Origin of the sequence: Acinetobacter gandensis, from assembly GCF_001678755.1 — a bacterium.
In the GTDB taxonomy this organism is placed as follows: Bacteria; Pseudomonadota; Gammaproteobacteria; order Pseudomonadales; family Moraxellaceae; genus Acinetobacter; species Acinetobacter gandensis.
The window spans coordinates 46372-66383 of record NZ_LZDS01000005.1; the positions used below are offsets into that span (position 1 = coordinate 46372).

The following is a 20012-nucleotide window of genomic DNA, read 5'->3' on the forward strand; positions in this document are numbered from 1 at the left end:
GCTTGAGAACCTAACAAGTGCAAGGCGGCTTTTTAGGTGAATAAAACTAGCGCATAAGATGCTAAAAGCACATTTGTTAAGTTTTGTTACATATTTAAAAAGTGTGAATGATGTAATAAAAAAATTACATTTTAGTTGTATGGAAATAATTTTGTAATATATGTATCAATAAAAAATATTATAAAACATAAGTTTAATGTTTGAAAGTTCATGTAAAAGCAAACTGTGATTTGCGTCAATAAATATGTGAAAAATACGATTACTTTGACATATAGTACAAAAAGAATACAAAATGAAACATGGGGAAACAGATAGCTAGTTAAGAAAATGCAAACAATTCAAATCGTAAATAAGCTTACTCGTGTAAAAGTTAATCTAGAAACTGAAAACGTTGTTTTAGATGCTATTTCAATCGTTCACGCTAAAATTGATAAGTCTGATGTCTCTGAGCTATTACAAGAAGGCAATACGCTTATTGTGGTATTAAAAAATGGCCAGAGACTTGTTGTAGAAAATTTTTATGTAAAAAATAAAGACGGCTTAACTTCAGATATTGTTTTTGAAGATGAAGACGGTAAGCTCTTTTGGTTTGAACAAGTTTCGAGTTTATATAAACAAATTCCTAATATTGAAGTATTACTTCCTGCAACTTCTGATCAAATGATTCTTTGGCCTTGGTTGGCTGGCGGTGCGGCTGTTATTGGTGGTTTGGCTGCTGGTGGTGGTTCAAGTGGTAGTTCTAATAATGATAAGAAAACGCCAGAATTACCAGAAGTAGATATTGACAACCCAGTGACACCATCGAATCCTAATCCTGTAGATCCTGTAGATCCTGTAGATCCTGTAGATCCTGTAGATCCTGTAGATCCTGTAGATCCTGTAGATCCTGTAGATCCTGTAGATCCTGTAGATCCTGTAGATCCTGTAGATCCTGTAGATCCTGTAGATCCTGTAGATCCTGTAGATCCTGTAGATCCTGTAGATCCTGTAGATCCTGTAGATCCTGTAGATCCTGTAGATCCTGTAGATCCTGTAGATCCTGTAGATCCTGTAGATCCTGTAGATCCTGTAGATCCTGTAGATCCTGTAGATCCTGTAGATCCTGTAGATCCTGTAGATCCTGTAGATCCTGTAGATCCTGTAAAACCGCCGACCTGGGAAATTGAAGATGAAAAGGGATCTATTTCAGTTGGTACGAATGACAGTAATGTATTAAATGGTACGGCTGGTAATGATGTCATTGTGGGGGATATTGGTGGTCTACATACATTTACCGAAGCTGGCCAAAACTATAATGTCGCAATGTTGATTGATTTATCTGGAAGTATGGCGGATCTGATTAAACATAATGGTAAAGATGTTTCTCATGCAGAGATGGTTCAAGATGTACTGAATTATTTTAGTAATGTTTTATCTAAGCATGATGGAAATATAAATCTAAAAATAATGACTTTTAGTTCAAAAGGTTATGAAGGGAATCGAAAATCGTTTGAGATCTCGGCATCAGATTTAAAAAATTCATTAAAAACGGCAGAATTAGAGCAATGGATTGAAAAAAATATCGTCGCTTTTTATAAAGCTGCATCATTTTTAAGGCCTGAGCAAACTTCGGGTGGAACTGATTATGGTGAAGCATTTGATCAAGCAGTAACGTGGTTTAACTCGCTTGCGGCTGAAGGTAATTTTTATGAAAACCAAACGTATTTTATTACTGATGGCGAACCACAAACCGATGATGGTCGAGATACCAATAGTTTATTTAAGCAACTAGATCAATTATCTAAAGTTTTTGCTGCGGGGATTCTTAACCCTAAAGTCACTACTTTGACCAAATATGATAATACTGATGCTAATGGTGCAAAAGTGACTGCGGGTCAAGGAGAAGCTCAAGTTTTACAAAATCCTGATGAGCTAATGTCTTATCTAATTAATGGTCAAATAAAGTCTGAAATGCATAATGTTGGTCCTGATGTAATTTATGCAGGGGATGGTCATGACATTATTTTTGCAGACACGATTAATACCGATCATTTACAGTGGGATGAACGCGTTGCACCTCAAGGGTCTGGTTATGCAGTACTAGAGGAATATCTAAAAAGTACCCTGAAAGCGGGTGACTCTCTAAGCTATGATGTTATTTATAATTATTTGAGTACTGAATTTAGGTCATTTATTCATAATAACGATACCCATGGTGCGAATGACACAATCTTTGCGGGAAGTGGTAATGACTTAATAGCAGCGGGTGCTGGTAATGATCAAATTCATGCTGGTGCAGGAAATGATTTAATTTCGAGTGGATTAGGTGTCGACACTGTCATTTACGAGGTATTGGATGATACAGATGCGACAGCAGGTCATGATGCTGATCTTTGGATAGACTTTAATTTAGGTCATCAAAATGAAGGTACTTCTCTAGCAGATTTTGATGTCATTAAGTTTGGGGAAAAATTCTTCGATGGCTTATTTGATGTAAATCAAACTGATATTGAAAAATTTATACAAATTGAAGCAGATGAAAATAATCATGTGGTTTTAAAAGTTGACCGTGATGGTGACGGTGAGAAGTTCACATCAACCGCCTTGTTAGTACTTGAAAATCAGCAGGGGCTAACATTGCAGCAATTGTTAGATCAGCATCAAATTATTATTGCTTAACTCCATATTTTTAAATTATAAAAAAAGCAGCCAATGGCTGCTTTTTTTGCTTAAGGCACTAGTATTTTCAGGTCGCGTAAAATACTACAGAGCTTAATCATTGGCATGCCCATAAGTGTTGTTTGGTCTTGACCGATCATTTCTTCAAAAAGACTGATACCTAAACTTTCACATTTGAAGCTACCTGCACAGTGTAAAGGCTGTTCAACTTCAACATAGCGTTCAATTTCCGCTAAGCCCAACTTACGAAATTTCACTTTGTAATGTTCAACCAAGGTGTGTTCAAACCCAGTCGATTGTTGCTGAACGCTAAGTGCAGTACTGAAATAAACGATTTTATCTGAGTTGGCTTGAAGCTGTTTGATGGCTTTTTCATTGCATAGCGGTTTACCAATAAAAATATCTGGTGCGCCTTCACGCCAAGCGACTTGGTCTGAACCAATCACGATAGCTTCTGGATATTGTGCGGCGATAGCACGTGCTTTTTCAAAAGCCAATCGCTTTGCTAACTCGTCTGCGTGGTTTTCACCACGGGGACTTTCATCTATATCTGGTACGATTGAGTGATAATCAATCCGTAAACGGTCCATGAGGTCTTTACGGGTTTGGCTGCTAGAAGCCAATATGATTTTGGGAGTACTCATTACACTGCATATTCCATAAGTACATCAAGCGGAACATATGAAAGCGCCGCTTGGTGACACGCTTGTAATTTAACAGGTGGAGCAAAACCCTCTTGGTATGCTTCCACCCAGCGGGTCACACAGATACACCAAAAGTCACCAGGCTGTAAGCCTGGAAAACCGACTTCGGGTAAGGGTGTGATTAAATCGTTACCAACTTTTTGAGAAAAGTTTAAGAATTCAGATGTCATCTGTACACACATGGTGTGCTGACCTAAATCAGTCGTTGCTGTATGGCAAAAACCATTTCTAAAATAACCCGTGATTGGATCAAAACAACAACTGGCGAGCGGCTCGCCCAAAACATTTAAACGATTTATTTTAGGGTCTGGATGAATCGACATAAACGCTGAATCTTTATAAGGCTTTTGCCTATCATAACAAAACTTTTCGCCTGCATAGCTTTTCTGCAAAAGAAGCTAACGTTTTTTTGCATAATCATTTAAAATCGTGGCGTTTTGACATAAATAAAGAGAGCAATACATGAACTTTCAGCGTATGACTGACCTCGATTTGGCAGGTAAGCGTGTTTTGATCCGCGAAGATCTAAACGTACCGGTTAAAAATGGCGTGATTACAAGTGATGCGCGTTTACGTGCAGCATTGCCAACAATTAAAGCAGCGGTAGAAAAAGGCGCTGCGGTAATGGTGTATTCACACTTAGGTCGTCCTGTTGAAGGTGAACCTAAAGCTGAACAATCTCTAGCACCTGTTGCGGCTTACCTAACAGAAGCTTTGGGTCAAGAAGTTCAATTAATTACTGATTATTTAGATGGTGTTGAAGTCGCAGCTGGTCAAGTTGTATTACTTGAAAACTGCCGTTTCAACGTCGGTGAAAAGAAAAACAACCCTGAATTGGCTGCTAAATATGCTGCACTTTGTGACGTTTACGTTATGGATGCATTTGGTACGGCACACCGTGCAGAAGCATCTACTGAAGGTGTAGCACGTTGTGCAAAAGTTGCGGCTGCTGGCCCGTTACTTGCTGCTGAATTAGATGCTTTAGGTCGTGCGCTTAAAACACCTGAAACACCAATGGTTGCAATTGTTGCTGGTTCAAAAGTTTCAACTAAGTTAGATGTATTAACTTCACTTTCTGATATTTGTGATCAATTGATTGTTGGTGGTGGTATTGCGAATACCTTCTTAGCTGCTGCAGGCTTCAACGTAGGTAAATCATTGTGTGAAAATGATTTAATCGATACAGCAAAAGCAATTGCTGCAAAAGTTTCAGTGCCACTTCCAACTGACGTCGTGGTTGCAGATGCTTCAGAAATCAACTTTGATGATTTCTTGGGTTCATTAGCAGCAGCCAAAGCAACTGTGAAAAAAGTTGAAGACGTTGCTGATAACGACATGATTTTAGATGTCGGCCCAGAAACTGCAAAAGCATTTGCTGAAATCTTAAAAACGTCTAAAACTATTCTTTGGAATGGCCCAGTAGGTGTGTTTGAAGTTGATCAATTTGGTGAAGGTACAAAAACTTTGTCTTTAGCAATTGCTGAATCTGCTGGTTTCTCTATTGCAGGTGGCGGTGATACTTTAGCTGCAATCGATAAATATGAAGTTGCAGACAAAATTGGTTACATCTCTACAGGTGGTGGTGCATTCCTTGAATTTGTTGAAGGTAAAACACTTCCTGCAGTTGCTGCATTGCTTGATCGCGCATAATTTAAAATTTTCAATAAGATAGTGTATTCATTGAAAAGGCTAACTTCGGTTAGCCTTTTTTTATGGCTATTCATTTGAGCGTCATCAAAGTGCAATATTTCTGCAATAAAATTCTTCACAATACTTAAGACGTTGCAGTAGGTAACACCAATGAAATTAAAATTAGCTTTAGCTGTTCTTATGATTACACCATTAACACTTACAGCTTGTGCTAAAAAAGAACAAGCACCAGCAGCGGGCACAGAAGCTTCTGCTGTTGCAACTGATGATGTACAAACTACACCTGAGCAGCAAAAAGCCATTGATGCACTTGATAAGCCTGTATTAGACGAGAAAAATCAAGATGTTCCTGCAGAAGTAGCGAATGCACCCGCGGATGAAGCGACTGCTGATGCTGAAACAGCGGGTTCTGAAGCTGCTGCGCATTAAGAATGTAGTGTTTATTTAAAAAGTCCCTGCAAATGCAGGGTTTTTTTTTAAATAGTGTTATTTGTTGCTGAATTGAAATGATTGAACATGTAGAATATGCGGCATTACCTGGGAGGATATTATGGCTCTTATTTCATTGCGCCAGCTCTTGGATCACGCCGGCGAACATGCTTACGGCGTACCAGCATTCAACGTAAACAACTTAGAACAAATGCGTGCAATTATGCTTGCAGCAGATGCAACGAATTCACCTGTAATCGTACAAGCATCTGCGGGTGCGCGTAAATATGCAGGCGCTCCGTTCTTACGTCATTTGATTTTGGCAGCGATCGAAGAATGGCCACACATTCCAGTGGTTATGCACCAAGACCATGGTACAAGCCCTGACGTATGTCAACGTTCGATTCAACTTGGCTTTTCATCAGTAATGATGGATGGTTCACTTGGTGAAGATGGTAAAACTCCAACTTCATACGAATACAACGTAGACGTTACTCGTCGTACAGTTGCAATGGCACATGCATGTGGCGTTTCTGTAGAAGGCGAAATTGGTTGCTTAGGTAGCCTTGAAACAGGTATGGCGGGTGAAGAAGATGGCGTAGGCGCTGAAGGCGTTCTTGACCATTCTCAATTACTTACATCTGTTGAAGAAGCTCGTTCATTCGTATCAGATACGAATGTTGATGCGCTTGCTATTGCAGTAGGTACTTCACACGGTGCGTACAAATTTACACGTCCACCTACAGGCGACATTCTAGCAATTGACCGTATCAAAGAAATTCATGCTGCGTTACCAAATACGCATCTTGTTATGCATGGCTCAAGCTCAGTGCCACAAGAATGGTTAGCTGTAATCAATGAATATGGCGGTAACATCGGCGAAACTTACGGTGTTCCTGTAGAGCAACTTGTAGATGCAATCAAACACGGTGTTCGTAAAATTAACATCGATACTGATTTACGTCTTGCTTCTACTGGTGCAATGCGTCGTATGATGGCTGAAAAACCAGCTGAATTCGATCCACGTAAATTCTTTGCTGCGACTGTAGATACAATGAAACAAATTTGTATCGACCGTTACGAAGCATTCGGTACAGCAGGTAATGCTGACAAGATTCGCCCAATTTCTTTAGAGAAAATGGTGAGTCACTATAAATAATCTTTCATAGATCGATTATTTTGTAAGAAAAGCCCACTTCATGTGGGCTTTTCTTTATCATAATAAAAAACTGTTTATTTACTTCACTTTAATAACAAGAGCATGCAATGGAATTAATTTTTGCTGCGGCAATATGCAGTGTCCTTGTTTCGATCGTACTGAAAGCATGTCGAGCGAAAGGTTTTAACCCTGTACAAATGATTACGTGGAATTATGCTTCGGCAAGTTTACTGTGCTTTTTATGGTTTAAGCCAGACTTAGCACACATCTCCATATATAAAACGCCATGGATTTTAATTGTCGCATTGGGTGTCCTATTACCGGCAATTTTTTACTGTCTTGCACGCTCTTTGCAAACAGCTGGTATTTTAAAGACTGAACTTGCACAGCGACTATCTGTGGTTTTATCGCTCTGTGCTGCTTATTTTGTTTTTAACGAATATTTTAATGCGATCAAGTTGGTTGGCATCGCATTAGGTGTATTGGCAGTACTGCTGATCTTATTTTCACAACGAAAAGGCAATGCCAATAATGATAATTCGGGGATTATTTTTTTATTAAGTGTATGGGCAGGCTATGCATTGATTGATGTATTGCTAAAATTCGCATCGGGTTTGGGCATGCAGTTTGCTGTAACACTCAATTTGGTCTTTATTTGTGCATTTATCCTGTCGTCGATTTATAACCTCGTCCAATATAGTAATTTAGGTCAAACTAAAAATATCATCGCAGGTTTGGGACTTGGGGTACTTAATTTTGCCAATATTGCACTTTATGTAAAAGCACATATGTTATTAAAAGAAACACCTGCAGTTGTTTTCGCAGGAATGAATATTTTGGTGGTGATTTTTGGTGTAGTTGCAGGACTGATCATCTTTAAAGAGCGCCTCAGAACTGCAACGGTATTTGGTTTGATTGCCGGTATTATGAGTGTCGTTTGCTTAGCATATGCCATGTCTCTTTAAGATAGCTTGACGCAAATATCATTGGATGATGGAACACATCTCCCATTTCTGCGACACCCATTAATAAGCCGGCTTTCTGACAATCAGGGCAAGTCGGGTAATGGTGATCTTCATATTGATAATGGTGAACATAGCAATGATTGCAGTGCGTGCACTCAAACTTCATGGGCATTTTAAGAAGATAGGACATGCTTCACCTCGCTGATATTGTTGTTTTGATAGATAGAACTCAGCAAAAAATAGACCAAGTCGCTGTAAAAATGGCCAAAATGGAGTTGCGATATTGTTTCAGAATATATGCAAAATAAAAAAAACCCTCAGTTTAGAGGGCTTTGTTTTATTGGACTTATTTTATCGACTGAATTGTTGAAAGCGTTGTAGGGTATTTTCTAAATAGCATTTGCCAATTGCGACAGGGTGCTTCCAAAGGTCTTGTTTTTCAATTGTCCCTTGCAATTGACCTGGTTTCTGACAGGTAGGGCAGTTTGGATAGCTATGTAGCATGTCGCTAAAATAACGCTGTATATAAACTGTATTACATGAGGTGCAATTAAATTTCATCGGTAATTTTATTGAAGTCGGCATGTGGGAGAGACCTAAGTTTATTTTGTGCAAAATATACGCGATAAATGTTTAATTAATAAGTCCCGAAATGACAAAAAAGGGACTTTAAAGCCCCTTTCGTCGGTTTTATAGAAAGATTAGAGATGTGTGAAAATTTCTTCTGCTTTCAGGCGTGATTTTGGTAATTTTGCATTGAAGTCATTTTCGCTGCGATAACCTAAAGTCATAATCACCGATGGAATTAAGCCGTTTTCTGTCAAGCCTAACTCGTCGCTAATAATTGCTTCATCAAAACCACCAATTGGGGTTGCATCCACGCCTTCAATACCCGCAGCCAATAGCATTTGACCAAGTGCAATAAAGGTTTGATTTTCAGCCCAACGTTGAATATCACCTTTTTCATTGCGGTAATAGTCAACATACCCTGTACGACTATCTTTTTGACCTTGCTTGGCCTTGTCATCTTTAAAACGACCACTGAGGTCATCTTGGTTTAAAAGATTGTCTAAATGTTCAGAAGTAATATCCGCCTTAGTACAAAATAAAATCGTATGAGATGAGTCCAAAACTTTTGGTGCGTTATAGGCATATTTGCCAACAAGAGCTTGGGCAATGCGTTGTTTAGCAGCATCATTATCTGCAATAAAAAAGTGCCATGGTTGAATGTTAATTGATGATGGTGCTAAACGTAGTATTTGTAATAAACGCTCAAATTGTTCTTGTGGGATCTTTTTTTTAGGATCGTAAGCTTTTGTGGTGTAGCGTTGTTTTGATACGTTTAACAAATCCATCGTAATTCTCCAATTAGATATAGCGTTATTTTAACGGATTTAAGCACTTGAGGTCTAAGCAGTTTATTTTCCAACAATAGATCTTAGTCGTATAAGCTGTGGGGAATAGAGCTAAATATAACAATTTATAGTGAAATATTACTGTATTAGAGTTATATAAAATCATGACATAGATAAATGCTATTGGTACTTTTTGCCAAAAGGCGTTTAATCAAGATGAGTGAATCATAGTTTTAGCATGAGTAAACAGCGATGGATTACACCAATCATTTTAAACAGAAGCTAAAAACCGAACAGCAGATTGGTTTGTGGGTGGGCCTAGCGGATGCCTATGGAACTGAGATTGCAGCCAATGCAGGTTATGACTGGTTGTTAATTGATGGAGAACATGCGCCAAGTGATTTGCGTACCACATTGTCACAATTACAAAGTATTGCCGCTTATCCTTCACAAGCAGTCGTACGACCACCAATTGGTAGCGTGCAACTGATTAAACAATTATTAGATATTGGTGCACAGACCCTGTTAATACCAATGATTGAGACCGTTGAACAGGCTGAATTGATGGTAAAAGCAGTGCGTTATCCACCCGAGGGTATACGTGGTGTAGGAGCGGCACTTGCACGTGCGACACGTTGGAACAGCATCACAGACTACTATGCGACTGCACATGAAAATATTTGCCTATTGATTCAAATTGAGTCTGTAGAAGGGATAAAAAACCTAGACGAAATTTTAAAAATTGAAGGCATTGATGGTGTATTTATTGGTGCTGTAGATTTGTCTGCAACGATGGGTTATCAAGGTAATCCAAATCATCCTGAAGTACAAAAAACAGTCATTAATGCAATTCAACGTATTCGTGCCGCGGGGAAGGCAGCAGGGATATTATCAACCTTGCACGAAGCAACTCAAAAGTACTTGGAGCTCGGAACAGAATTTGTAGCTGTGGGCGTTGATACCAGTGTGTTAATGAACTCGCTAAAAGAATTGCTATCTAAATACAAAGCAGATGCGCCTATTGTAAAATCTGAAGGTGGTTATTAAATTTCTAAAATTTAAATACATATATATCTGAAAAAGCGGCTGATGAAGTCGCTTTTTCTATACTATAATTTTTGGTAGTGTTTAAAAGCTAACAGCTAATTTAAGTTGTGAGTTATATTGATAAGACTATTTTTAGCAGATGCATGTTATATAAATTTGCTTTTTTGTTGGAAATGGTGTATAAAACGGCCACTTCAGAGTAAGTATTGTTCTTACTATTTTTTTTAGCTTTTTGTGATTTATTTTTTCAGTCGTTTTAATTAATTTGAATCTGAAAATAATTGATGTACCCACATACTGTAACAACAGAAATATTATTAAATTTGTTTTTATTAATCTCTTCGCGTTCAATCACAAAAGCTCATATCATGAGTGAATATTTTGAAAAATTTAAATGAAAGTTATATCGCTACCGCTGTAAATGGTGGCGAAATCAGTGTGAAATTAATTCCGTTACAACGTAAGCAAAGTACACCGAATGGTTTTATTATGGTGGATGTTGGTCAAATGGTTGAGCTTGAATCGGGACAAATTTTACCGTTAAATATGGATGGTAAAAGTTTCTATACAGGCATTAATCAAATGTATCGTTTGTAATAGAAATAAAAGTTTAAACTTAGTTCTATAAAAAAGTGGTGTTTAATAACACCACTTTTTTAATTCTAGGGAGTGGATGGTTTGTTCAAGCTGAATTTCTAAAATCTGCGCTTCATGTTCACGCCAATCACCTAGAACGATTCGTTTTTTATCTTGTATCTGATGAATATTTGGGCGATGCGTATGTCCATGAATCAATACATCGACATTTTCTAGCGCCAAATTTACAGCTTGTGCATTTACATCCATAATGTCATAGGACTTCACTTGCTTGGTTTCGGCACTTTTTTTACGGAAGCCATTGGCAATTTTTTGCCTGAAGCTCAGCGGCAGACTTTTTAAAAAGCCGAGTAAAAGTGGATTGCGAATAATCTTTCGAAATTTCTGGTAAGACACATCATCGGTACAGAGTAAGTCACCATGTTCTAAACGGATTTTGATTGTCCCAATGCTTAGATGATCAATGTCTTGAAGTAAATGGCCGTTAAATTTATCTAAGAATTTTTGACCCAGTGCAAAATCACGATTGCCGACTTGAAAGTAAATTTGATTGTTAGCTTCGGTAAAAACTTTTAAGGCATGAATGATTTCGTCTAACCACGGGGCAGTGAAGTCATCACCAATCCATGCATTAAACCAGTCGCCTAAAATATAAAGCTGGGTATTTTGATTTTTGTATTGATCTAACAAAGCTAAAAACCCCCGAACGAGTCGAGGGTGTTCAGGTGACAAATGTAAATCAGAGATAAACAGATAGGTCACGGATCTTTTCCTTAGCATCCTCAAGGTTTCTCTAGATAGAGAAACCTTTTTCATTACTCCATTTTAAAGCGATGCTTTAAAACTCATAAAGAATGGAGAGGACGTTTTTTTATTCAGAAATGATTTTAGCTGATTCGATCACAACGTTCTCAAGAGGAACGTCTGCGTGGTAGCCACGGTTACCAGTACGAACGCCTTTGATCGCATCAACAACGTCAAGACCTTCAGTTACTTTACCAAATACTGCATAACCCCAACCTTGTGCTGTTTTACCAGTGTGGTTAAGGAAAGAGTTGTTTTTCACATTAATGAAGAACTGAGCTGAAGCAGAGTGAGGTGCTTGTGTACGAGCCATAGCAATTGTGCCAGCTTCGTTGCTTAAACCGTTGTCAGCTTCGTTTTCAATAGAATCACGAGTCGTTTTTTCTTTGAAGTTTTCATCCATGCCACCGCCTTGGATCATGAAACCATCAATTACACGGTGGAAAATAACGCCGTCATAGAAACCGTCACGAACATACTGTAAGAAGTTTTCAGCAGTTTTAGGTGCTTTTTCAGTGTTAAGCTCAAGAACAATACGACCTTTATTGGTGTTTAATTCAACTTGAGGAAAACTCATTGTGTAATCTCCTATACATGGACATGAAAGCCATGGGTTTTTTGGTTGTGAGAAGCATAAGCAAACTGTAAACTACAAGGCAAGTAAAAACGTTACTTTCTTTGTTAAAAATGAAGAAAAGCGTTTTAATTGTCCTATTTTTCAATTTATAAGTGATTTTATTACCATGAAGCCAAATGATGTTGTTTCATCCCTGCCTAACAATCCGACAATAAATAGCAATGCCCCTGTCGAAGCTGCGCAGCAGGAACAACAGCCTGGCTTAGACTTTGTACGTCAGGTCATTACTGATGATTTATCTGCCGGTCGTACCCAGAAAGTGGTGACACGTTTCCCGCCAGAACCAAATGGTTATCTACATATTGGTCATGTTAAAGCGATTTGCTTAAACTTCGGTATTGCAGATGAGTTCAATGGTTTATGTAACCTGCGTTTTGATGATACGAACCCAGATGCTGAAGAACAAGAATATGTAGATGGTATTGCCAACGATGTGAAATGGTTAGGCTTTGAGTGGAACGGCGAGCCACGTTATGCATCAAGCTATTTTGATCAGCTTTATACTTGGGCAGTTCAATTGATTGAACAAGGCGATGCTTATGTCGATTTGCAGTCACCAGAAGAAATTCGTTTAAACCGTGGTAACTTCGTAGAACCAGGAAAAAACTCACCACAACGTGATGCTTCTGTAAAAGAAAACCTTGCGCGTTTTGAGCAGATGCGTAACGGCGAGTTAGGTGAAGGTCAGGCTGTCCTTCGTGCCAAAATTGATATGACATCACCTAACATTCATATGCGTGATCCTATCTTGTACCGTATTTTACATTCAGAACATCACCAAACTGGTGATAAGTGGAAAATGTATCCAATGTACGACTATGCGCATCCTTTATCAGATGCCATTGAAGGCGTAACGCACTCACTTTGTACATTAGAATTTGTTGATCACCGTCCATTCTACGATTGGGTTGTAGAAAAAGTTAAATCACCAGCTGTACCGCGTCAGTATGAGTCAAGCCGTTTAAATGTCGATTACACCATTACCTCTAAGCGTAAATTACGTAAATTGGTTGAAGGCGGATTTGTAAATGGTTGGGATGATCCACGTATGCCAACTGTTGTCGGTATGCGTCGTCGTGGTTTTACACCTGAAGGTCTACGTGACTTCTGTAAGCGTGTTGGCGTTACTAAAGTTGATGGTAGTATTGTTGATGTTGCAATGCTCGAATATTGCATCCGTCAGTCTTTAGAAAATACTGCTGCTCGTGGTATGGCTGTGTTAAATCCACTAAAAGTGACTTTAACCAACTTGCCTGAAGCAATGGATTTAAGCCATGCGCGCCATCCAAACGTAGATATGGGCGACCGTATCATTCCATTGACACAAGATATTTACATTGACCGTAAAGACTTTGAAGAAGTGGCACCGAAAGGCTTTAAACGTCTTATTCCGGGCGGTGAAGTACGTTTACGTCATGCTTATGTGATTAAGTGTGATGAAGTGATTAAAGACGCGAATGGTGAAGTGGTTGAGCTGAAATGTTCAATTGATCCTGAAACTTTAGGTAAAAACCCTGAAGGCCGTAAAGTGAAAGGTGTCGTGCATTGGGTTTCTGCGAGTAAAGGTGTTGCAGCTGAAGTTCGTATTTACGACCGTTTATTTACAGAATCTGATCCTGAAGTAGGTGATGACTTCCTCGCTAACTTAACACCTGAATCATTAAAAGTGGTTCAAGCTGTGATTGAGCCTACGCTAGCTGAAGCTAAACCTGAAGATCGTTTCCAGTTCGAACGTGAAGGCTACTTTGTTGCAGATCAATATGATCATACAAGCGAAAAACCTGTGTTTAACCGTATTTTGGACTTAAAAGATAGCTTTAAGCCAGCTAAATAATACCTGTGTGTGAAATTGATATGAGCCCGAAATGTGAGAGTGCATAAAGGCTCATTATGTTTTCGCTAAGATAAAAGCCCAACTTCGGTTGGGCTTTTATCTGCTTCGGATTTTGATTTCTCACGCATTTAAGGGATCTATCACCGTGATCATCCGTAATAAAAATAACAGTTTCAAATTACTCTTTGCTTGGCATGGCACAATTTTGCCAAAAGTAATGCCTGCACTGATGGTGGTGGTTTGTTTATCTGCATTATTGGTATATTTAAGTGCAGCGCATTTTTTGATGTTGCCTGAAGTACCAGCAATAGGTTTTACGATTTTTGGTGTGATTCTTTCAATATTTTTAAGTTTTAGAAATACGGCATGTTATGACCGTTGGTGGGAAGGTGTAAACTTTGGGGCGCTTTAATTGCCAATACACGGCATATTATCCGAGATAGTTATGTGTTAGATGACAATCAGCGTAAGGTCTTAATGTACCGTGTCATGCTATTTTGTTATTTATTACGAGATCGTTTACGCCACCAGAGCCAGCCTATCGCGCATTTTCAAGATAAGGTTCAACTGACAGCCGAACAGTGGCAGCAATGTACTCAACATATCAATGCGCCACAGTACTTATTGGAAATAATTCAAAAGAACTTAGTTCAGAACTATAAGCAGGGACAAATCAGCGATATTATTTATAGCACTTTAACCCGACATACCGTTGCGATGGGAGATATCCATGCAGGTTGTGACCGAATTATGAGTACACCATTACCATTTTCATATTCGGTGCTATTACATCGGGCGGTATATTCATTTTGTTTGATTTTGCCTTTTAGTTTGGAAGCTAGTCTAGGCATCTGGACACCTGTGATCGTGGCTTTAATCGCTTACTTATTTTTAGGTTTAGACGCTTTGAGTGCAGAACTCGAAGAACCTTTTGGACTACAAGAAAATGACTTACCGCTTGACTCTATCGTGAGAAATATCGAGCGTGAAATGTTAAGTAGTTTGAATGAAGAATTGCCGCCTGTAATTGAGCCACATAACAGTAACTTATGCTAAACCTAGAATTTATTTAGCTAAATTGGGTGAAATAAACCACGGAAAGTCATGTTGGAAATACTGCTCTAAATGTTGGATTAAGGCCTGAACTTTTACGGGTACAAAATTTCGATGAGGGATAACTGCATAGATAGCGGTACTTTGGACTTGCAAGCTCGGCAGAATTTGAATGAGACGGCCAGATTGCAGGTCATTGTCTACATGCCATAAAGAATGATTCGAAATACCTAAACCTGCCAGTGCAGCTTGGCGCACACCTTCACCCGAATTAATTTGATAATGACCTGAGACAGGGATTTGAATGACCTGCTGCTCTTGAACAAAATTCCAAGTTTGCATTAGCCCCTTGGGATATTTTTGTAAGATACAGTTGTGCCGAGATAAATCATCTAGCGTTTTTGGTTCGCCCGTCTGTGCAATATAGCTTGGCGATGCACACAGAATACGTTTATTTAAACTCAGCGGTTTAGCAATTAATGATGAGCTCTCAAGTTGTCCAATACGAATGGCAAGATCGATCCCTGAACTGATTAAATCTAAGTTCTGATCTGTTTGTTCAATATCTAAAGTTAAATTTGAATGTTTTTGAGCAAACGCTGCGAATGCTTGGCTGAGAATACGATTGCCAAAGACTTCAGAGCACGTGATTTTAAGCGTGCCATAAAGTACTAGCGGCTGAGTATTCAATTGATTAAGTAATGAATTAAATTGTTGGAGTAGTGGATGACCTTGTTCAAGCAACATCGCACCTTCTTGTGTCAGGTGAAGCTGTCGCGTGGTGCGATGAAAAAGCCGAACTTTTAAATGTTGTTCGAGTCGCATAAGGCGGGCACTGGCAACTGAAACTGAAATGTTGGCTTCATTGGCGGCCTGGCTGATTGAACTCAGTATTGCCATACGGCTAAATAGATTAAAGTCTTCAGTCTGCATTTTCAAAAAAATCAAGAAAGTATTTCTAGATATTCATAGTTTTTCAAATAATGTTCAGTACTTATTCTGTGTATAAATTCAACACAGGACAGTAAAAATGAACTATCGAAATTTAGGTCTATCTGGCTTACTTGTATCAGAGTTTGGCTTTGGTGCCGGTACTTTTGGTGGGCAAGGCCCGATATTTTCAGCTTGGGGACAGGCCAACTTAGCAGAAGCACAAAGGATGATTGATCTTTGTATAGATCATGGGGTGAACGATTTTGACACCGCAGATGCATATTCCAATGGAGTATCTGAGCAGATGTTGGGTAAATTGCTTGGGTTGAAACGCCAAGACGTTATTATTTCCAGCAAAGTTGGAATACGGTTACAAGACGGAATAAATCAAGGTGGGTATTCAAGAGGCTATTTAATAGCGGCCGTCGATGCCTCTTTAAAACGATTAGCTACAGATTATATTGATGTTTTACAACTGCATCAGTTTGACAGTATGACATCGCTTGAACAGTTGATGAGCACGCTTAATGATTTGGTTCGAAGTGGCAAAGTTCGTTATATCGGCGCTTCGAATTTTTCTGGTTGGCAATTGATGAAAGCGCAATCAATCTCACAGCAACAAGGCTATGAGAAATTAAGTGTGCATCAAGTATATTATTCTTTAATTGGGCGAGATTATGAATGGGAGCTCATGCCGGCACAACACGATCAGCATATTGGTGCCGTGGTGTGGAGTCCTCTAGGCTGGGGGCGCTTAACGGGGAAATTTGATCGTGAACATGCAATACCTCAGCAAAGTCGATTACATGAAACAGCGCAATTTGCCCCGCCTGTAAACCAAGAAAGATTATTTGCTGTGCTCGATGTGATGAATGAAATCGCCCTAGAAACACAGCGTTCGATACCGCAGATTGCTTTAAATTGGCTCAAAACACGTCCAACGATTTCTAGTATTTTGATTGGTGCGCGCAATGAAAAACAACTAATCGATAACCTTGCGGCTCTAGAATGGTCATTAACTTTAGAGCAGTTAGAGCGACTAAACCGTGTGAGTGCAGTCTATCCGCCGTATCCATACTATCCGTATTGGAATGGGCAATTTAGCGAAAAAAATCCAACTTTGGTGTCTTCGCAATTCATACATACAAATTGAATGTTTAATTCATCAATAACAAATCAGTGATAGCGATATTTGGAACGTCTGTGCTATCACTGATAGAAAACAACGCAGGATAAAACATGAGTACTGTGATCGAAACGCAAATGCTAATCCGAAAATCCGTCAATATTGTGTTTAATGCTTTTGTTGATCCTTTAATTACCACTCAGTTTTGGTTTAATGAATCATCAGGATATTTAGAAGCAGGAAAAACAGTTCAGTGGTATTGGCCTAAATATAAGGCGTCAGCAGAGGTAAATGTTTTAAAGATTAAAGAAAATGAGTTAATTCAGATTGAGTGGGGAGAACCTAAAACCAAAGTAGATTTTATTTTTGAAAAAATCACCAGTATGCAGACCTATGTCAAAATTAGAAATTATGATAATCCTTTGCAGGATCAAGCGCTCATCGACTTCGTCATTGATAGTACAGGCGGTTTTACCACAGTATTGGATGCAGCTAAAATCTATTTAGAACATGATATCGTAGCAAAACTGGTTGAGGATAAATTTCCCCCATTTACAGAAGAAACTATGGCCAAAGCGTGATATTAGCGATTTTTATGTTGTGGTGGCTTTAAATAGCTCGCAGGCATTTGCATCTTGGCTTTTTCGCGTAATTTCTTTTTAATATAAAATACTAAAGCGAAGCAGGTTGTGGTGACAGTAAGCATCATGCTGCTCATATAACTCATAATTGAGCTGACGTAACCAATTGTGGTCAGGCGATTCATCATGCGAAAGACTTGAGGGCTGCTTTCTACGCCAGTTATCGCCCAAGTACACAAATGCTCGCAGTTATTAATAATCAGATGATAATTGTTTTCATGCATACGAGAACGCATACGGCGTACCACTTTTCGACCCTTAAATTTTGGCTGGCTATAATGTTGAACCATTATTTTTTTGCCATGACTAAATCGGTCGATAGAGGTGATTTCAATAGGATGTTTTTTAAATAGGTGCGCAAAACCTGAGTAATGAATCACTCGTCCACGACCAGCATAGATGCCATGATGGGTATAGCCGAAGTGTTTAACAATCAGATGTGCTCCTAATGGATAACCATCTTTCTGCGCGTACATACTTATGCGAATCCTACTTTGATATCCAAACAATTTTTAAGTATTAGTCTACTTTTAATCTGTGAATTAATCGACTATTTTAGCGGGGATTTCATCGTATTTTTGATCAATTTTGTGTATATGGGGAGGGATGTAGCGTGTACTTAGAATATTTAAAGACAAGTGTAAAAATTTTGAGTGCGCTACTCATTATAAACCTCGGTATTGCTTCGACTTATGCAGAAAGTAGCGTTCGGGTATTTCAGGTTAAAAAACCGATTTTAGCTGATGTTGTCGAAATTGGTGATTTTAAAAATTTAAAACTTCATTTAAATGATACGAATCATCAGCCCTACCAATTTATTTCACGACTTTCAGCAGATTTGCAAAAGAACTGTCGTACTATGCAGTTTGCAATGAATGCAGGTATGTACCACGCAGATTTGAGTCCTGTCGGCCTATATATTGAAGGTGCTGTAGAAGAGAAAGCTCTAAATCGCGCAACACGTGGTTTTGGTAATTTCTTAATACAACCGAATGGTGTCTTGGCCTGGAATCATACACAAGCCAAAGTTGAAACTACCCAAAGTTATGCGAAATCATCATTTAAAGCCTTATATGCGACTCAGTCTGGCCCCATGTTGGTGATCAATGGTCAGATTAATCCAAACTTTATTAAAAATTCAGATTCATTAAAAATACGTAATGGGGTAGGGATTAAAGACGGTAAGTTGTATTTTGTGATAACAAATGAGCGTGTCTCTTTCTACAATTTTGCAGATTACTTTAAAACGACGCTCGGTGTGAAAAATGCCTTGTATTTAGATGGTTCGGTTTCAAGTGCATATATTGGTGAACTTAAGCGTAATGATCAGTTGAGGCCCTTAGGACCAATTGTTGCATATAGCCAAGTATTTAATTGTCGTTAGTCTTAGATGGGTATTTAAATGTCGTTTGAGCTTGATAGATGATCAAAGCTCAAACCTATGGAATTTGCAGGCCATTGTTTGCCAGCTCTTCACAATTCATTTATTTACCAACTAAACCTAGAAAATTAGATTGCGTTTGGCAGATTTGGATGGCTTCTTCTTTAGGATGCTTTTTAATCCCTTCTTCAAATTGAACTTTTTGTTGTTTAATTTGCTCTTCACTTAAGCCCATTTGCTTGGAAAAAGATTCGAGTTTTTCCCATGACTCTTCGCACTCTTTGGGCATATTGCTACATGCGCTCAGGCTGAAGCAAACAGTGGTCATTAAGGCTAAAGTTAAATGATTCATTTTTCTATTCCGTTGTTATCTACGTTTTAGTTGTATGGTTTAATATGCTAAGTATTAAAATAAATTGATTTAAAATAACAATTTATGGATTTTAATTATAGTGTTTGTTTGGCAAATAGCGAGCAATATCTTTATGGCTTTGTCCCTAGCATTGGAGAAGCGCTAAGCATTACATGCTAGAAATGATGGAGTCGCGTAAAATAATGAGACTCAATTTTAAGCATATACATCAGACATGAAAAAAGGCATGCTGCCAAAACAGTATGCCTTTTTGATCTTGCTCTATTCAGATGTTACTGAAGAGGTAGATGCTGGATTTCATTGAGTTCCTTGCGGCTATAGCCTCGTGCTGCAAGCACTTTTTTAATACCAAGGATGACATCTTCATCTGTTGCTTTTGTAAGAGCAGCAATAAGCTGTTCATTGGTTTTACAAGAGCAATCATTTTCAACACAGGCAATTTGATTCTTATGCCCGTTTTGCTGTTCATTTGAGAACAACTTTTGCCAAAAACTCATAGAGCCTTCATTTACGACCTAACATAGGACGAAATATAGCCAATCTATTAAATAAAGCAAGACTACTAAAGTGATATTTTAATCAATTGAACAATCGTTTTTTCGATTGGACTTTTGATGTTATGTCTTTTAATAGGCATATTTGAGTGGTGTTCAACGCATGTTTTTG

General features: G+C 38.5%; 23 protein-coding genes. 13 read left to right on the top strand and 10 right to left on the bottom strand.

Annotated elements, in window-relative coordinates; translation table 11 throughout:
* Nucleotides 1-327: 327 nt before the first annotated feature.
* Complete coding sequence (locus A9J31_RS15540; protein ID WP_067762542.1) at nt 328-2658, top strand: BapA/Bap/LapF family prefix-like domain-containing protein; 2331 nt, start codon at nt 328-330, stop codon at nt 2656-2658.
* 50 nt (nt 2659-2708) lie between these two features.
* On the opposite strand, the gene A9J31_RS03295 is transcribed toward A9J31_RS15540, so the two are convergent.
* Both A9J31_RS03295 and A9J31_RS03300 read right to left on the bottom strand, forming a co-directional pair.
* A complete protein-coding gene (locus tag A9J31_RS03295; protein ID WP_067762543.1) occupies nt 2709-3302 on the bottom strand; it encodes a Maf family protein in 594 nt (197 codons plus the stop codon).
* Nucleotides 3302-3685 (bottom strand): DUF2237 family protein, encoded by a 384-nt coding sequence (locus A9J31_RS03300; RefSeq protein WP_067762544.1) that lies wholly within the window; start codon nt 3683-3685, stop codon nt 3302-3304. Before A9J31_RS03300 ends, A9J31_RS03295 begins: the two co-directional genes overlap by 1 nt.
* Before the next feature lie 139 nt (nt 3686-3824).
* Here A9J31_RS03300 and A9J31_RS03305 point away from each other — a divergent pair, with 139 nt between their 5' ends.
* The 4 genes from A9J31_RS03305 (at nt 3825) to A9J31_RS03320 (ending at nt 7565) form a co-directional block, all read left to right on the top strand.
* On the top strand, nt 3825-5012 hold the full coding sequence (locus tag A9J31_RS03305; protein ID WP_067762545.1) for a phosphoglycerate kinase: 1188 nt from the start codon (nt 3825-3827) through the stop codon (nt 5010-5012).
* Nucleotides 5013-5162: 150 nt separating this feature from the next.
* Nucleotides 5163-5441, top strand: a complete 279-nt coding sequence (locus A9J31_RS03310) for a hypothetical protein (protein WP_067762546.1) — start codon at nt 5163-5165, stop codon at nt 5439-5441.
* A 121-nt stretch (nt 5442-5562) separates the two neighbouring features.
* Nucleotides 5563-6600 carry a class II fructose-bisphosphate aldolase gene (gene fba / locus A9J31_RS03315; protein WP_067762547.1) on the top strand — a complete coding sequence of 346 codons (1038 nt, stop codon included), beginning with the start codon at nt 5563-5565 and terminating at the stop codon, nt 6598-6600.
* Between the two features lie 107 nt (nt 6601-6707).
* Nucleotides 6708-7565: a DMT family transporter gene (locus A9J31_RS03320; protein WP_067762548.1), complete on the top strand. Its 858-nt coding sequence runs from the start codon at nt 6708-6710 to the stop codon at nt 7563-7565.
* Nucleotides 7566-7916: 351 nt separating this feature from the next.
* On the opposite strand, the gene A9J31_RS03325 is transcribed toward A9J31_RS03320, so the two are convergent.
* Both A9J31_RS03325 and nfsB read right to left on the bottom strand, forming a co-directional pair.
* The gene (locus A9J31_RS03325; protein ID WP_067762549.1) at nt 7917-8150 is read right to left on the bottom strand and encodes a hypothetical protein; all 234 of its coding nucleotides are present in this window, start codon (nt 8148-8150) and stop codon (nt 7917-7919) included.
* 116 nt (nt 8151-8266) lie between these two features.
* Complete coding sequence (gene nfsB, locus A9J31_RS03330; protein ID WP_067762550.1) at nt 8267-8920, bottom strand: oxygen-insensitive NAD(P)H nitroreductase; 654 nt, start codon at nt 8918-8920, stop codon at nt 8267-8269.
* Nucleotides 8921-9172: 252 nt separating this feature from the next.
* Between nfsB and hpaI the strand changes: the two genes are divergently transcribed.
* The gene (gene hpaI / locus A9J31_RS03335) at nt 9173-9967 is read left to right on the top strand and encodes a 4-hydroxy-2-oxoheptanedioate aldolase (RefSeq protein ID WP_067762551.1); all 795 of its coding nucleotides are present in this window, start codon (nt 9173-9175) and stop codon (nt 9965-9967) included.
* Nucleotides 9968-10348: 381 nt separating this feature from the next.
* The gene (locus tag A9J31_RS03340) at nt 10349-10564 is read left to right on the top strand and encodes a transposase (RefSeq protein WP_081410255.1); all 216 of its coding nucleotides are present in this window, start codon (nt 10349-10351) and stop codon (nt 10562-10564) included.
* 42 nt (nt 10565-10606) lie between these two features.
* Here A9J31_RS03340 and A9J31_RS03345 read toward each other — a convergent pair whose 3' ends face one another.
* Nucleotides 10607-11326 carry a UDP-2,3-diacylglucosamine diphosphatase gene (locus A9J31_RS03345; protein ID WP_067762553.1) on the bottom strand — a complete coding sequence of 240 codons (720 nt, stop codon included), beginning with the start codon at nt 11324-11326 and terminating at the stop codon, nt 10607-10609.
* A 109-nt stretch (nt 11327-11435) separates the two neighbouring features.
* Nucleotides 11436-11945, bottom strand: coding sequence for a peptidylprolyl isomerase (locus tag A9J31_RS03350; RefSeq protein WP_067762554.1), 510 nt, complete (start codon nt 11943-11945; stop codon nt 11436-11438).
* 166 nt (nt 11946-12111) lie between these two features.
* Here A9J31_RS03350 and A9J31_RS03355 point away from each other — a divergent pair, with 166 nt between their 5' ends.
* The 3 genes from A9J31_RS03355 to A9J31_RS03360 all read left to right on the top strand — a co-directional run bounded on the left by A9J31_RS03355 (nt 12112) and on the right by A9J31_RS03360 (nt 14895).
* On the top strand, nt 12112-13839 hold the full coding sequence (locus A9J31_RS03355) for a glutamine--tRNA ligase/YqeY domain fusion protein (RefSeq protein WP_067762555.1): 1728 nt from the start codon (nt 12112-12114) through the stop codon (nt 13837-13839).
* 145 nt (nt 13840-13984) lie between these two features.
* Entirely contained in the window at nt 13985-14251 is a 267-nt protein-coding gene (locus A9J31_RS15980; RefSeq protein WP_483757034.1) for a hypothetical protein, read from the top strand.
* Between the two features lie 35 nt (nt 14252-14286).
* Complete coding sequence (locus A9J31_RS03360; protein ID WP_483757035.1) at nt 14287-14895, top strand: bestrophin family protein; 609 nt, start codon at nt 14287-14289, stop codon at nt 14893-14895.
* Between the two features lie 9 nt (nt 14896-14904).
* Here the strand turns inward: A9J31_RS03360 and A9J31_RS03365 are convergent, their stop codons facing one another.
* Nucleotides 14905-15825 carry a LysR family transcriptional regulator gene (locus A9J31_RS03365; RefSeq protein WP_067762556.1) on the bottom strand — a complete coding sequence of 307 codons (921 nt, stop codon included), beginning with the start codon at nt 15823-15825 and terminating at the stop codon, nt 14905-14907.
* Between the two features lie 97 nt (nt 15826-15922).
* Between A9J31_RS03365 and A9J31_RS03370 the strand changes: the two genes are divergently transcribed.
* On the top strand, nt 15923-16978 hold the full coding sequence (locus A9J31_RS03370; RefSeq protein ID WP_067762557.1) for an aldo/keto reductase: 1056 nt from the start codon (nt 15923-15925) through the stop codon (nt 16976-16978).
* A gap of 86 nt (nt 16979-17064) precedes the next feature.
* The gene (locus A9J31_RS03375) at nt 17065-17532 is read left to right on the top strand and encodes an SRPBCC domain-containing protein (RefSeq protein WP_067762558.1); all 468 of its coding nucleotides are present in this window, start codon (nt 17065-17067) and stop codon (nt 17530-17532) included.
* A 2-nt stretch (nt 17533-17534) separates the two neighbouring features.
* Here the strand turns inward: A9J31_RS03375 and A9J31_RS03380 are convergent, their stop codons facing one another.
* The gene (locus A9J31_RS03380; RefSeq protein WP_067762559.1) at nt 17535-18068 is read right to left on the bottom strand and encodes a lecithin retinol acyltransferase family protein; all 534 of its coding nucleotides are present in this window, start codon (nt 18066-18068) and stop codon (nt 17535-17537) included.
* Between the two features lie 137 nt (nt 18069-18205).
* On the opposite strand from A9J31_RS03380, the gene A9J31_RS03385 reads away from it, so the two are divergent.
* Nucleotides 18206-18976, top strand: coding sequence for a phosphodiester glycosidase family protein (locus A9J31_RS03385; RefSeq protein ID WP_245668199.1), 771 nt, complete (start codon nt 18206-18208; stop codon nt 18974-18976).
* 100 nt (nt 18977-19076) lie between these two features.
* Here A9J31_RS03385 and A9J31_RS03390 read toward each other — a convergent pair whose 3' ends face one another.
* Both A9J31_RS03390 and A9J31_RS03395 read right to left on the bottom strand, forming a co-directional pair.
* Nucleotides 19077-19325, bottom strand: coding sequence for a hypothetical protein (locus A9J31_RS03390; RefSeq protein WP_067762561.1), 249 nt, complete (start codon nt 19323-19325; stop codon nt 19077-19079).
* Between the two features lie 293 nt (nt 19326-19618).
* Nucleotides 19619-19843, bottom strand: a complete 225-nt coding sequence (locus A9J31_RS03395; protein ID WP_067762562.1) for a hypothetical protein — start codon at nt 19841-19843, stop codon at nt 19619-19621.
* Nucleotides 19844-20012: the final 169 nt, after the last annotated feature.